Genomic DNA, 14,165 nt, shown 5'->3' with positions numbered 1-14,165 from the left:
TTATGATCACAATTTAAAAGGGATCAGCACGATGAGCCTGGACGATCACCCCACGGTCAGGGCCGTGCGCGCACGCAGCAGCCAACCGGTCCGCGATGTCCCGGTGTCATCGGAGCTCATCAAGAACATCGCGCGCGAGTGCGGCGCCGATGACGTCGGCATCATCGAGTTCGACCGTGCCGCGATCGCGCCGCAGCGCGACTTCATCCGCAAGGTCTATGGCCGCACGCGCGCCCTGCTCGCGATCGCCTGCCACATGAACCGCGAGCCGGTGCGCTCGCCGTCACGCTCGGTCGCCAACGAGGAATTCCACGGCACCTACGACCACGTCAACGAGACCGCACGCGCCATCGTCCGCGCGCTCGACGAGCACGGCATCCCGGCCTGCAATTCGGTCGCCGCCTTCCCGATGGAGATGGACCTGCCGCGGATCATGATGGTGCAGCACAAGCCGATAGCGGTGGAAGCCGGGCTCGGGCGGATGGGCATCCATCGCAGCATCATCCACCCGAAATTCGGCAGCTTCGTCCTGCTCGGCACCGTGCTGCTCGGATCCGAGGTGGACGCCTATGACCAGCCGATCGACTACAATCCGTGCCTCGAGTGCAAGCTGTGCGTCGCCGCCTGTCCGGTCGGCGCCATCAAGCCGGACGGCGGCTTCGATTTCTTGTCCTGCCACACCCACAATTATCACGACTTCCTCGGCAACTTCACGCAGTGGGTGGAGAAGGTCGCAGATTCGAAAGATGCAAAGGACTATCGGGCCCGCGTGCCGCGCACCGAGACGCTGAACATCTGGCAATCGCTGTCGTTCAAGCCGGGCTACAAGGCGGCCTATTGCATCTCGGCCTGCCCGGCCGGCGAAGACGTGATCGGCCCCTTCCTCCATGATCGCGAGGCGCATTTCGCCGAGGTGGTGCAGCCGCTGATCGACAAGGACGAGTTCGTCTATGTGATCCCGGATACCGACGCCGAGGACACGGTGACGCGGCGCTTTCCGCACAAGAAGGTCCAGCATGTCACCTCCGGTCGCCATACCGGCAGCATCCAGTCCTACATCTTCTCGCTGTCGCTGGGCTTTCAGCGCGGCAGGGCGCGCGGCCTCGATTTGACGACCCATCTGCGTTTCACCGGCGCGAGCGCGCTGGACATGACGGTCGTGATCAAGGGCAAGGATCTGCAGGTGGTGCCGGGACGTCATGTCGGCGACGCGGCCCTGACCATCACCGCCGACACCCAGGCATGGCTGCGCATCCAGAACCGCGACCTCGAACTGGCCGACGCGGTCGCCACGGAGCTCGTGAGCTACAGCGACGAGACTCTGTTCGCGGCCTATATGCGGTGCTTCCCGCTGTAAGCGGAATGCGCAGGGGCGGGGTCAGGCGAAGCCGTACCCCGCCCTCCCTTGCTCAGCGCCGCGTCCTACTGTGCGGATAAGACCAGCTGTTCGAGATCGGCAATCAACCCCGGCCCGGTCGGCTGCCATCCGAGCTTGCTGCGCGTCTGCTCGCTGGAGGCCGCCATGTCGTATCCTGCGAACGTGCCGAGCCAGCCAAAGAAGGCCTGCGCCTCCTGCGGGGCGATGGACTTGACCGGCAGCTTCAGGCGCCGACCGATCGTTTCGGCAATATCGCGCATCGGGACCCCTTCTTCCGCGACGGCGTGATACCTCGCGTTCGGCTCAGCCTTTTCGATGGCCAGCCGGTAGAGACGTGCCACGTCGAGAACATGCGCCGCCGGCCAGCGGTTCTGTCCGTCGCCGAGATAGGCGCACGCGCCCTTCTCGCGGTACACCGCGATCAAGGGGGTGATGAGGCCCTGCCTGACGGGATCGTGGACCTGGGGAAGGCGCATCGCCGCCGCGCGGACGCCCTTCAGCGAGAGGGCCGTCTGTTCCGACACGCGGGGAAACGGGAAATCCGGTGATATCGTCTGGTCCTCAGTCGCGGTCTCGCCCGGCTTGGCCAATCCCGCCAGGCCGCCGGTTACGAGCAGTGGCCTGTCCGATCCGGCCAGACCAGAACCCAGAGCTTCGATGGCGCGGCGGTCGATCTGGCAGCTCTTCGCGAAATTGGACCAGTCGTGAACGAAGCCGAGGTGAATGACGGCATCCGAAGCGGCCGCCGCCTTGCGCAAGCTATCGAGATCCTCGAGCGAGCCGCGAAGAACCTCCGAGCCAAGGGCAGAGATCGCGTTCGCCCCCTCGTCCGAACGGGCCATGCCGAGAACCTGATGTCCGGCGGCGATCAGATCCTTGACGACAGGCGTGCCGATAAATCCGGTGGCACCAGTGACAAACACACGCATTGAGGAAGTCTCCAGGTTTTGCTGGAGACAAGTCTGGCCCTGCGCGCTATCCTGTTAAAGTAGTGACCTTATCATGGTATAATTCCTAACAGCATGAGCGCGTCAGTCGAACAAGAGAACCTGCTCGGCGCCTACCTGAAGGACCGACGCAGCAAGCTCGATCCGGCCGTGTTCGGCTTTCCGCCGGAGCGGCGGCGCACGCCGGGCCTGCGCCGCGAGGAAGTGGCACAGCGCGCCAACATCTCGGCGACCTGGTACACCTGGCTCGAACAGGGCCGCGGCGGCGCACCATCTGCCGATGTGCTCGACCGCATCGCGCGTGCGCTGATGCTGACCGATGTCGAGCGCGAGCACCTGTTCCTGCTCGGCCTCGGCCGCACGCCTGAGGTGCGCTACAAGAAAAGCGAAGGCGTGACACCACGGTTGCAACGCGTGCTCGACGCGCTCGAGCCGCGCCCCGCCCTGATCCGCACCGCGACCTGGGATATCGTCGCCTGGAACCGGGCGGCGACCGTGATGCTGACCGACTACGGATCGCTGCCGCCGCGCGAGCGCAACGTGCTGCGGTTCATGTTCCTGGATCCGCGCGTCCGCGCCGCGCAGCACGACTGGGCGAGCGTGGCGCGCTTCGTCGTCGGCGCATTCCGGGTCGATGCCGCACGCGCCGGAGCTGCCGCCGAGGTGCAACCGTTCGTCGAGGAGCTCTGCCGGCTCAGCCCGGAATTTGCGGCGCTGTGGCGCGACAACGACGTGCGCACCCATGGCGAGGGCGTCAAGCAGCTCCATCACCCGAACCTCGGCCCGGTCAAGTTCGAATATTCGGCGTTCGCGGTCGACGGCCGGCCCGACCTCAGCATGATCGTCTACAATCCCGTTGATCCGGAGATGACGGAGAAGATCCGTAAGCTGATGGAGGCGGCGCCGGCCACCCATCGCAAATGATGACTGCCGTTTGCAATGAGCCGTTAACCATCGCTTGACGGCTCCTCGTCCGACCATCCCCGCGCGGAAAGCCCACCATGGCATCAGGGAACGCGCCGAGCGCGGCATTCGCTTCATTTTTAAGAATTGGAGGTATGCAACTTTAAGGCGCGGGTGCGATGCAGCTTTGCGAAACGAGGAACGAATGACCAGTCAAGTCATCGAGACACGAGCCTTGTGGCTTGTCATCGCCATCATCGCCGGGATCGATCTCGTATGGCTCCGCGCATCTGGAATGTCGATCGCCGTTGCCCCCGCCAAGCCGGTCATGTTCGCGATCGTTGCGTCGCTCGCACTGGTCTACGTCTGGTTCAGGCCTGATCGACGCATTGCCGAACTCGCCACCGCATGCGCACAACTCATCGCCTTCACGGCGGTCGCCGCGGTGTTGAGCTATCTGACGGTCACCTCGAATTTCCCGTTGGTCGATCGCCAGCTCGCCGCGATCGATGGCGCGTTGCATCTGGACTGGCTGGCCTATTTCGATTGGGTCGACGCACACCCCGAGATCAAGAGCATCCTCAATACCGCATACGATAGCTGCCTGGTGCAGACCGCGGTACTGCTGGTTTCGCTGAGCGCGTGCAGCCGGTTCGAACAGATGGGCGAGTTCGTCTGGCTCTTCATGATGGCGCTGCTGGTGGCCATTCCGATCTCGTGGATATTCCCCGCCGCCAGCGCCTGGGTTCAGTTTGACGTGATCGCCCGCGCCGACGCATATCACCTCGCCGATTTCGACGCGCTACGCGCCGGCCAGATGACGCACATCCCGCTGGCTGAGGTGAATGGTCTGATCACCTTTCCATCCTTCCATACGGCGCTGGCTGTCATACTGATCTACGCCAGCAGAGGCGTGAAGGTGCTGTTCCCTGCGTTCCTCGTCCTGAACCTGCTTGTGATCGCCTCGACGCCCACCATCGGCGGCCATTATTTCATCGACGTGATCGCGGGTGCGGTCCTTGTCCTGTGCCTGATCGGCGTGCGTCGGATTTCGTGGCGGACACTGTTCGCGCGCGGGACTGCCTCGCCATCATACCAGGTCGGATATGTCCGGGCTGATCAGCGCCGTCGCTGAAGCCTGATCCGGCGGCGCCAGTTTGCGTCCGGAAGTGTCCTAGTCCCGCGCCGCCGCCGCCGGCCGCCAGACCAAAAGTCGCTTCTCGACTACCGTCACGGCCATGTCGATCAGGATGACGAAGGCCGACAGCACGAACATGCCGGCGAACACGCCGGCGACGTCGAACACGCCCTCAGCCTGCTGGATCAGATAGCCGAGGCCGGCCGCCGAGCCGAGATACTCGCCGACCACCGCGCCGACCACGGCAAAGCCGACCGAAGTGTGCAGCGAGGAGAACATCCAGGACAGCGCCGAGGGCCAGTAGACATGGCGCATCAGCTGCCGCTCGTTCATGCCGAGCATGCGGCCATTGTCGAGCACGGTGGTCGGCACTTCCTTGACGCCCTGGTAGACGTTGAAGAACACGATGAAGAAAACCAGGGTCACGCCGAGCGCGACCTTGGACCAGACGCCGAGCCCGAACCACAGCGCGAAGATCGGCGCCAGCACCACGCGCGGCAGCGCATTGACCATCTTCACATAGGGATCGAACACCGCGGCGACGCGCGGCTGCCGCGCGAACCAGAAACCGACCAGGATGCCGCCGGCCGAACCGATCACGAAGGCGAGGATCGATTCCCACAAGGTGATCGCAAGATGCTTCCAGATCACTCCGCTCGAGAACCACTTTACGATTTGGCTGAAGACATCGACCGGATTGGAGAAGAAGAACGGCGGCAGCAGCACCTTGCCGAACACGGGCACGGTGGAAAACAACTGCCAGAGCGCCAGCGTGGCGACCGCGACCAGGACCTGCAGGGCCAGCAAAATGACGCGCGACATCAGGCGGCTCCCGCCTGCGTCGATTGCACATAGCCCTTCATCACTTCGTCCTTCAGCATGCCCCAGATCTCGCGGTGCAGGGCATGAAAATCCTTCTCCATCCTGACTTCGGCGATATCGCGTGGCCGCGGCAGCGTGACGCGCCAGTCACCGATGATGCGTGCGGAAGGGCCCGCCGACATGATCACGACGCGGTCGGTCAGCGCGATCGCCTCCTCGAGATCGTGGGTGACGAACAGCACCGCCTTGCGGTCGGCGGTCCACAATTCCAGCAGCAGATTGCCCATGATCTGCCGTGTCTGGGCGTCGAGCGGGCCGAACGGCTCGTCCATCAGCAGGATCTTCGGATCGCGGATCAGGACTTGCGCGAGCGCGACGCGCTTGCGCTGGCCGCCCGACAGCATGTGCGGATAGCGGCCCGCGAAGGCGCCGAGCCCGACCGAGGTCAGCCATTGCTGCGCGCGCGCAAGCGCATCGCTGCGCGGCGTGCCCCGGATCTCGAGCCCGATCGCGACATTGTCGATCGCGGTCTTCCAGGGGAACAGCGCATCGGCCTGAAAGAGATAGCCGGCGTCGCGGTTGAGGCCGGCAAGCGGCTTGTCGAAAATCCGCGCCGATCCGGCCGCCGGTTTCAACAGCCCTGCGGTAACGTTGAGCAGCGTCGACTTTCCGCATCCGGTCGGGCCGACAATGGCGACGAACTCGCCTTGATCGACCGAAAGATTGGCCTGCTCGACCGCGGTATAGACCCGTCCATCCGCCAACCGAAACGCCACCGTCGCCCCGTCAAGCGCGACCGCCGTCGGCCCCTTCATCGCCACGCATTCCTCCCGAACATCAGGCAAATGGCTTAGCGGTTCGCTCGGGCAAGTTCAACGCAGGAAGAAGACGCAGGCTGCGGTCACGCAGTTTTCAGGCAAGCCGGGTTACGCACTGCGTAACCGGGCTACGCACTGCGTAACCGGGCTACGCACTGCGTAACCGGGGTTGCGCACCGCGCCGACTTCGTCGAGGCTGCGGGCCAAAGCGTTGGACAAGGAGACAATCATGCGGATCGCAGTGGTCGGCGCCGGCGGCGTCGGGGGCGGTTTTGGTGCGGCGCTGGCGCACGCCGGCGCCGACGTCACCTTCATCGCGCGCGGCGCGCACCTCGCCGCCATGCGCAGCGAAGGCCTGAAGGTACAGGGCGGCCGCGGCGAAACCCACCTGGTCCCGACCCAGGCGACCGACGACCCCGCAAGCGTCGGCCCGGTCGATATCGTGCTGTTCTGCGTCAAGCTGTGGGACGTCGAGAGTGCCGGCGAGCACATCAAGCCGATGGTCGGTCCCGACACCGCCGTGATCCCGCTGCAGAACGGCATCGATGCGCCCGACCGACTGACCCCGATCCTGGGCCGCAACGCCGTGATGGGCGGCGTGGCGCAGATCTCCGCCTCGATCATCAAGCCCGGCGTGATCAACCAGGTCGGCACCTTCATGCGGATGATCTTCGGCGAGCTCGACGGCCGGATCACGCCGCGCGGCAAGGCGCTGCTCGAGCTCTGCCTGAAGGCCGGGTTCGATGCCACACTGAGCGAGCAGATCAACACCGAGCTCTGGATGAAATTCATCGGCCTCGCCACCAATGCCGGCATGACCGCGGTCACACGACAGCCGATCGGCAGGCTGCGCGACGATCCCGATTTGCGCCCGTATTTCGTGTCAGCCTGCGAGGAGATCATCGCCATCGCCCACGCCAGCGGCATCCAGCTGCCGCCGGAGCCGCTGACGAAGGTGCTCGACTTCATCGGCCATGCGCCGCCGGCGATGAAGGCGTCGATGGCGCTCGATCTCGAGCGCGGCAACCGGCTCGAACTTCCGTGGTTGAGCGGCAAGGTGGTCGAGCTCGGCCGCAAGCTCGGCGTGCCGACCCCGACGCACGATTTCCTCTATGCGGTGCTGAAACCCTATGCGATGGGCGCGCCGTCGTAGGCAGACGGCCGCACGTTGGAGCGGTGGCGCCATTCACGCATGTTGCGGCGGGGCAAGCGTGGCGACCTGATCCGGATGCACCGTGATACTCGTGCCGCCATGTCCATCGCTCGCAGCGACGAAGGTGGATGCCATGTAGTTTCCGAGCAAGGCGATGCTGGCGGCATGGACACCGTCCGAGACGGTGATCGATCCGCCCGCGGTGTTGCCGGCAAAGCCCACGGTTTGCCCGGCCGCAAAACTGATATTGGCGAAATCGATCGCGTCGGCTCCGGTCATGCCGGCGACGATGCCGGAGAAGCCGCCGGGGTCATCGAGCTTCAGTGCCCCGGAGCTCGACGCAAAGGAGATTTGCGCTGAGCTCGAAGACGCAAGCTCGAGGGTCTGTCCGGCTGGAATGATCGACGGATCGCTGATCGTGAAGGCGCTGGACCAGGCGCCCCAGACGGTTCCGTCATTGGCCTTGATCCAGAGCGTGTCGGTGCCCGATCCGACGTGATACGCGAGCTGGGAGAGCTGCGAGGCTGCAACGACGTTGTCCTGATTTGCGCCGAGCGTAACACCGTTCAGCGTGAAGTAGCCGTTGCCGCCTCCGCTGTTCCAGACGTCATACGATGTCGCGGAACTGCCGAACGGATCCGAATAGCTGAAGAGCGAGGACACCGAGAACGTCTGGCCTTGAACGGACAGCGTGCTCGAATGGGCCGGGGTCACGACCGGACCGGTGTCCACCGGCGCGGTCACGGTGAAAGCACTTGACCATGATCCCCAGACGGTGCCGTCGTTCGCGCGGACCCACAGTCTGTCCGCGCCCGAGCCGGATTGATAGCTCAGCGACGCCAGCTGGGCTGCCGTGACGTAATTGTCCTGGTTGGGCGCAAGCGACACCCCGTTGAGAACGAAGTGGCCGCCACCGGTGCCAGTGTCGTAAACGTCATACTGGGTCGCAGCGCTGTTGAACGGATCGCTGTAGTTGAACAACGACGAGACCGCGTAGCTTTGACCGTGGGACGCGACGATGCTCGAGACCGTCTCAACGGGTCCGCTATCAAGGGGAGCATTGACGGTGAAGGCGTTCGACCACGCTCCCCACACGGTGCCGTCATTGGCACGGATCCAAAGCTTGTCGATACCGGAGCCCGATTGATAGGTCAGCTGGGCCAGCTGGGCGGCCGTGATGTAATTGTCCTGATCGGTCGGCAGCGCCACACCGTTCAGAACGAAGCTCCCGCCGACGGTACCGGTATCCCAGACATCGTACGCGGTCGCGGCGCTGTTGAACGGATCGCTGTAGGTGAACAATGACGAAGCCGCATAGCTCTGCCCGTGGGGTGCGACGATGTTCGACACCGTCTCGACGGGCCCGCTATCGAGGGGAGCATTGACAGTGAAGGCATTCGACCACGCGCCCCACACCGTACCGTCATTGGCGCGGATCCAGAGCGTGTCGGTGCCGGAACCGGATTGATAGGTCAGCGACGCCAGCTGGGCGGCCGTGATGTAATTGTCCTGTTGGGCGGGCAGCGCCACGCCGTTCAGGAGGAAGCTCCCGCCAACGGTGCCGCTGTCCCAGACATCGTACGCGGTCGCGGCGCTGTTGAACGGATCGCTGTAGGTGAACAGCGACGAGGCCGCATAGCTCTGGCCGTGCGGCGCAACGATATTCGACACCGTCTCGACGGGTCCGCTGTCGAGGGGAGCATTGACGGTGAAGGGGCTCGACCACGCGCCCCACACCGTGCCGTCATTGGCGCGGATCCAGAGCGTGTCGCTGCCGGAGCCCGATTGATAGCTCAGCGAGGCCAGCTGGGCGGGCGTGATGTAATTGTCCTGGTTGGCGGGAAGCGCCACCCCGTTCAGAACGAAGTGTCCACCACCTGTTCCCTTGTCCCAGACGTCATACAGCGTTGCAGGACTGTTGAACGGATCGCTGTAGCTGAACAAGGACGAGGCTGCATAGCTCTGGCCATGAGCCGCGGCAATGTTCGACACCGCCGCGACGGGACCGCTGTCGACCGGCGCGGTGACGGTGAAAGCGCTCGACCACTGCCCCCACACCGTGCTGTCGTTGGCGCGGATCCAGAGCGTGTCGACACCGGAGCCGGATTGATAGCTCAATGACGATAGCTGCGCGGCCGTGATGTAGTTGTCCTGATTGGCGGCAAGCGCCACCCCGTTCAGAAGAAAGTGGCCGCCGCCGGTGCCGCTGTCCCAGACATCGTATTCGGTGGCTGCGAGGCCAAACGGGTCGTAGTAGGTGAACAGCGACGACGCCGCAAAACTCTGGCCGTGCGTTGCCGACACGCTTACGACGGTCATCACCGGCCCTTCCGGGATTGCCGTGAACTGGGTCCAGGCGCTCCAGAGTACGCCGTTGAACGCCTCCACCCACAGCTGGTCGCTCGCGGGACCGAACTGGTAGGCAATGCTGGACCACTGTGAGGCAGCGACGTCGATCTCGACCCCGTTCGCCTGCGCCACTCCACCCACGGTGAAGTGGCCGTTGCCCGTGGAGTTCCAAAGCGCATATGCGATGATGGGCAGCGTACCGCCCGTCGTATAGAACATGGACGACGCTGCAACCGAGGTCTGCACGCGACCGGTTACATTGGACGCGACCACCGTCGGCGCGACGTCGACGGCGCCGGAATTGTCGATGACGAAGTCGCCGCCTTCACTGGCGATCTGCGTCAGCGAAACTTCAAACTGCACATCCCAGTTTTGACCGGAATAGCTGTTTCCCCATGGATTGCGGACGATGAAATTGCCCGTCGCGCTGTCATAGCCGACGACGCCGAAAGCGTGATCCGGGACCAGCTGGATATTTCCGGCACTGTCGTACGTGTACGGAGATGTTGAGGGAATCTCGAGGATGACATCGTCGTTGCTGGAGAGCGCTGCGATATAGACGGACTTGTTGCTGTACCAAGAGGACGAACTGCTCAGATAATAGTTGACGCTCGTCGCGTCGGTCAGATTCTCGAAGACGTCCGTCGGGGGATCCGCAGAGATGTTGTTGTAGCTGTTGACCGCCGGGTGCCCGATCTGCCCCGTTGCGCTGAGCTGCGCGTAGGCCTTTTCCACCAAGGCAACCCACATCGCAGTGGGCTGCTCATTATAGTTGTGGCCATAGTCAAGTTCGGTGCCACTGACGACTGGAAACTGGTCATTGACGGTTTCCCATGTCTCCTGACCATTGACATAGAAGCGCACGCCATAGGTGCCGTTTCCATTGTCCACGATCATGGAACTCATGACCTGAGGATGAAAGACGACGACGTCGATCAATCCCGACATCAGCTCGCAATCGCCGTCTGCTCCCTGACAGATGTCGTTGACGGTGGCCGCGCCCGCCGAAGAATACAACGGCCCGACAACCGCGCTGTAGCCCTGCAACGTCCAGCCGCTCCCGCCTGCATCGGGCGGCAAAGTCGGATCCGGAAGATCATCCCCCTGAAACCACTTTCCGATCAGTTCAGACATCTGCGTCGACGTCGTGCCGACCTGCAGATTGCCGAGCGTGATGTGAGCAGTGCTGCCCCCTGTCCAGGTGGCGTTCGCCGGATTGCCATCGACGAGCTGGACGAAAAGATGGGAGACATAGTCCGATGTGGAGAGACCGCTGTTCAGATTGGCCGCAATCAGCTGCAGCGAGTTCAGCTCATTCGCGGTGACACTCCCGCGATTGGCGACATCCGCGAGCAACTGGATGGCTTCAGCGTCGGTGAAGACGCCGTCCGCGGCAAAGTTGAGCATGTCGGACTTGATGCCGCTGTCGACGAGGGAATTGACCCAGCTTGCCGTCATGGAATTCCTTCGCAAATCTTGACGCGATACGATTGCTGTCGGCCAGGCCCTGCCCTGGGGAGGTTGCGCGCGTCCGTCGCGACAAATCCAGCAATAGAATGCGTAACTATCGCGCTAGTTGTGACCGAATTCGAGACGCGTGTCGATCTTGCCGACAGTCAGGGAACCCGCATTATCGTGAAGAGTCGTTAATGTCTGCCTGATACGGCGCCTACCATCGGAGGTAGCGGTAGGGTCGGCTCCCCCCCCCCCGACCCGCCACGGCAGGCGTTCGAGCGGCCTGGTGCGCCCGCATCAGTGGGCGCGATGCCGTCCGCGGTGCGCCCGGTGCTTCGGCGGTGGCGGCGGCGCGAAGAACGGATTCTCCGAGCACATCGCACCGCGGCCTGACGCCGACGCCTGGCACTGCGGGATCGAGGTGAAGCTGCAATCGATATAACTTCCGCCGAACTTCCCCTGAAAGACGTGCATGCACACCGGATAGTTCGGATCATAGGCCTGCCCGGCGGCAGGCCCGGCCAGGGCGACCGCAAATGCGGCGCTCGCGAACAGTTTCAGGCGCATCGGTCTCTCCTTGTCGCTCGGAAGGTTTCCCCACAACCGACGGAGTTAATCAACTGTGCCAGCAACGCGACGGCGCGCTAGTTGGCGGGCCGACGCTGTCGTTGACCCCGCTCCCAGGCCGGCTTTTTGGGACCTTTGTAAAAGGGATTGACCGAGCATGTCGCCGATCGTCCGGACGCCGTTGCCTGGCATTGCGGAAGCGACGTGAAGCTGCAATCGATGTACTCGGGCGTCAGCCTGCCGCCATAGACTTCGAGGCATACCGGATAGTTCGGATCGTACATTTGCGCGGCGGCGGGCGCGGTGAGGCCGATGCCGATGGCGGCGATGATGGTGAGGTGCAAGCGCATCGAATTCTCCTCGAGCATAGTCCGCAACGCACGGCGCGCGGCTATCGCTGTTCGCCGGCCGTCTTGCCGTCGTCCTCACCGAGACAACGGATCATGAAGGCCGTGGTGTCCCGCGGCAGGACCTGCGCGGCCCGCGCCTTGAGGCGGCATTCGAGCTGCGCGATCTGGCGCGCCCGCTGCCGTTCCGACGGCAGCGTCGATTGCCGCAGCCGGCGCAAGGTCATCGGCGAGCCGTCCGACTCGAAGGCCAGCTCGTACCTCTTGCCGCTCTGGTCGGTGGCGGCGCAGGTGATGGAGGACACCTGCCGCGTGATGAAGCTTCCGACCTGACGGCACGAGCCCGTCGACATCTCGACCAGCGGCACCGGCAGGCCATCGACACGCGGACGGTCGCTCGACTTCAGCAACATGCGGTCGACCGAAAGCTCGAACAGATTGTCCTGGGTGCGTTCGGTGCTCTCGCCGGAGAACGAGACGATGTGGCTCTTGTCGGCGGGATCGTCGAGCACCACGGTGAACTCGGAACGGCCGCGCAAGGTGTGGAAATAGGCCACCGCCTTGCAGCTATAGCTGCGGCCCGCGACGCTGACATTGTGGCAGGTGCCCGACATCAGCGCATACAGATCGACGTCATAGACCGGGCCGGCGGCAATGGCGAGCGCAGGCCAGCACACGATCGCAATCGCAATCAATTGAGCGAAACGGGAGATCATGCTGAAACGGTCGAGAACACGGTCGATGAAGAGGTCCATGGGCGCAAGGTCGCCGATTTCCACGGACTGTGCAACGATGAAGCAGGCCGAAATGTGGACGCCTGGCAATCGACCGGGGAATGCAGACAAGCCGTGCCGAAAGCCCGCGCCGCTGGCGCCTTGCGTCAGATCTGCGGGCCGGACAGGGTGACCTCGCGCTCGGCGCGGAAGACGTTGCTGTAGAGGTTCGCGATCCACTGACGGCCGCTTGCCGTCATGTTCAGGCAGTTGATGGCGCCCTGGATGTGCGGCGCAACCATGTTCCAGTAGAATTGCGGATAGCGGTCGACGATATCGGCCGGCGATTCATAGCCGAGCTGGCGGTTGATGCCGACCTCTTCGAATTCGTGATAGAGCGCGTTGGCTTTCCTGATGTAGTTGGGATCGCCGAGCTGTCCGATGAAATCGGCGGCCCGAACGATCGCCGCCTCGTCGTCATATTGCTGGCCTTCGGGCGCCGGAAACCGCGTGCCCTCGATGTTGCGCGCGACGCGCTCGCGGTCCAGCGGAATGACGGCCTCGAGCCGATCGAGCACGTACAGTTTGGAGCGATCGACATGATACGGCATCAGGCCCGCATCCGATGAGCCGCGCGGCAGCACCACCTTGTTGCCGGAGGCATCGATGACGTAACCATCCGGTCCATCGCCCTGCAACAGCCCGCGCACATAGCCGATGTCGTGCGTCAGGCACGCGATGATCGTGTGGGTGTAATCCTCCGCGGTGACATGGGTGTGCAGCGCGCGACCGCGGATGATGTCATGCCCGGCCAGCGTGACCAGCATCGTATGCTCGACATTGTGGTAGAGCGCATCGCTGTTGCCAATGCATTCCAGCGCGATGCGCGCGGCAGCCGGGAGCAATTCGCCGAAGCGGGCCTGCGAGGCACCGAACGTGCGGCTGACCCACGTGGCAAGAAACTTCTCCAAAGCGCCTGCCGCCAACTCAGGTAACGTCATCATCGATGCAGCCCCGACCGCGCAACGTTCCTCGCTTGCCCCGATCTCACGTCGTAGTTGGAGAGCAACTATAGCGTATCTGCGCGCGTGCGGCTATGCGCCGGCGAGCGCGTGATTCGCTCCGCCGTACTTTCCCGGTCTTGCCGGCTGTGACACCAAAGCCGCTGATAATGGCATGAACCGTGCATGATTCGGTTCAGACCGGGTTAATCCTACGGACAAAGACCATCATGCTCGTTACGCTCGTCGCCATCCTTTGCAATGCTCAGCTCTGCATGGAAAAGGTCGTCACCAACAGCGACCAATCCGGCATCACCATGGGCGCCTGCGCTGTGAACGCCCAAATCGGCATCGCCGAGTGGCTCGCCAAGGGGCCGTATCACGATTGGCGCTTGCAGAGCTACAAGTGCATCATGGGCAAATACGTCCCCAAAAACGAAGTGTGATGTGTGCTCACAGCCCCGGAGGGGGGCTGACCCGCTTCGTGCGCCCAACTGGAACAGCCTGCGAAGCGTGACGCGGGCGCGTGCACCTCAAGTCAAAGTCCATTTTATGGGCTATCACTGTCGTTCAC

13 protein-coding genes are annotated in these 14,165 nt (G+C 63.5%); 5 read left to right on the top strand and 8 right to left on the bottom strand.

Going from position 1 to position 14,165, the window contains the following annotated elements; genetic code table 11:
• Positions 1-31: 31 nt before the first annotated feature.
• Positions 32-1,357: a 4Fe-4S binding protein gene (locus AKN83_RS16295; RefSeq protein WP_050401866.1), complete on the top strand. Its 1,326-nt coding sequence runs from the start codon at positions 32-34 to the stop codon at positions 1,355-1,357.
• 65 nt (positions 1,358-1,422) lie between these two features.
• Here the strand turns inward: AKN83_RS16295 and AKN83_RS16290 are convergent, their stop codons facing one another.
• Complete coding sequence (locus AKN83_RS16290; RefSeq protein ID WP_050401867.1) at positions 1,423-2,307, bottom strand: SDR family oxidoreductase; 885 nt, start codon at positions 2,305-2,307, stop codon at positions 1,423-1,425.
• Between the two features lie 93 nt (positions 2,308-2,400).
• On the opposite strand from AKN83_RS16290, the gene AKN83_RS16285 reads away from it, so the two are divergent.
• Together AKN83_RS16285 and AKN83_RS16280 are read left to right on the top strand one after the other, a co-directional pair.
• On the top strand, positions 2,401-3,249 hold the full coding sequence (locus tag AKN83_RS16285) for a helix-turn-helix transcriptional regulator (RefSeq protein WP_050401868.1): 849 nt from the start codon (positions 2,401-2,403) through the stop codon (positions 3,247-3,249).
• A gap of 166 nt (positions 3,250-3,415) precedes the next feature.
• On the top strand, positions 3,416-4,363 hold the full coding sequence (locus tag AKN83_RS16280; RefSeq protein ID WP_157113410.1) for a phosphatase PAP2 family protein: 948 nt from the start codon (positions 3,416-3,418) through the stop codon (positions 4,361-4,363).
• A 39-nt stretch (positions 4,364-4,402) separates the two neighbouring features.
• Here AKN83_RS16280 and AKN83_RS16275 read toward each other — a convergent pair whose 3' ends face one another.
• Both AKN83_RS16275 and AKN83_RS16270 read right to left on the bottom strand, forming a co-directional pair.
• Positions 4,403-5,188 carry an ABC transporter permease gene (locus AKN83_RS16275; protein WP_050401870.1) on the bottom strand — a complete coding sequence of 262 codons (786 nt, stop codon included), beginning with the start codon at positions 5,186-5,188 and terminating at the stop codon, positions 4,403-4,405.
• Complete coding sequence (locus AKN83_RS16270) at positions 5,188-6,003, bottom strand: ABC transporter ATP-binding protein (RefSeq protein WP_050401871.1); 816 nt, start codon at positions 6,001-6,003, stop codon at positions 5,188-5,190. The genes AKN83_RS16275 and AKN83_RS16270 overlap by 1 nt, the downstream gene beginning before the upstream one ends.
• A gap of 232 nt (positions 6,004-6,235) precedes the next feature.
• Between AKN83_RS16270 and AKN83_RS16265 the strand changes: the two genes are divergently transcribed.
• Positions 6,236-7,159 (top strand): ketopantoate reductase family protein, encoded by a 924-nt coding sequence (locus AKN83_RS16265; RefSeq protein WP_244521996.1) that lies wholly within the window; start codon positions 6,236-6,238, stop codon positions 7,157-7,159.
• Between the two features lie 33 nt (positions 7,160-7,192).
• Here the strand turns inward: AKN83_RS16265 and AKN83_RS16260 are convergent, their stop codons facing one another.
• The 5 genes from AKN83_RS16260 to AKN83_RS16240 form a co-directional block, all read right to left on the bottom strand.
• Complete coding sequence (locus AKN83_RS16260) at positions 7,193-10,966, bottom strand: C2 family cysteine protease (RefSeq protein WP_063695372.1); 3,774 nt, start codon at positions 10,964-10,966, stop codon at positions 7,193-7,195.
• A 294-nt stretch (positions 10,967-11,260) separates the two neighbouring features.
• Entirely contained in the window at positions 11,261-11,530 is a 270-nt protein-coding gene (locus AKN83_RS16255; RefSeq protein WP_050401874.1) for a DUF3551 domain-containing protein, read from the bottom strand.
• 77 nt (positions 11,531-11,607) lie between these two features.
• A complete protein-coding gene (locus AKN83_RS16250) occupies positions 11,608-11,880 on the bottom strand; it encodes a DUF3551 domain-containing protein (RefSeq protein WP_050401943.1) in 273 nt (90 codons plus the stop codon).
• 41 nt (positions 11,881-11,921) lie between these two features.
• Positions 11,922-12,632, bottom strand: coding sequence for a hypothetical protein (locus tag AKN83_RS16245; RefSeq protein ID WP_244521995.1), 711 nt, complete (start codon positions 12,630-12,632; stop codon positions 11,922-11,924).
• A 125-nt stretch (positions 12,633-12,757) separates the two neighbouring features.
• A complete protein-coding gene (locus tag AKN83_RS16240; RefSeq protein ID WP_050401875.1) occupies positions 12,758-13,594 on the bottom strand; it encodes a hypothetical protein in 837 nt (278 codons plus the stop codon).
• A 227-nt stretch (positions 13,595-13,821) separates the two neighbouring features.
• On the opposite strand from AKN83_RS16240, the gene AKN83_RS16235 reads away from it, so the two are divergent.
• Positions 13,822-14,037, top strand: a complete 216-nt coding sequence (locus AKN83_RS16235) for a hypothetical protein (protein ID WP_050401945.1) — start codon at positions 13,822-13,824, stop codon at positions 14,035-14,037.
• Positions 14,038-14,165 lie beyond the last annotated feature (128 nt).

This window comes from Bradyrhizobium embrapense (genome assembly GCF_001189235.2).
GTDB lineage: Bacteria > Pseudomonadota > Alphaproteobacteria > Rhizobiales > Xanthobacteraceae > Bradyrhizobium > Bradyrhizobium embrapense.
Note: the sequence above shows the minus strand (reverse complement) of the source record. Positions and strands in the feature narration are given on the sequence as shown.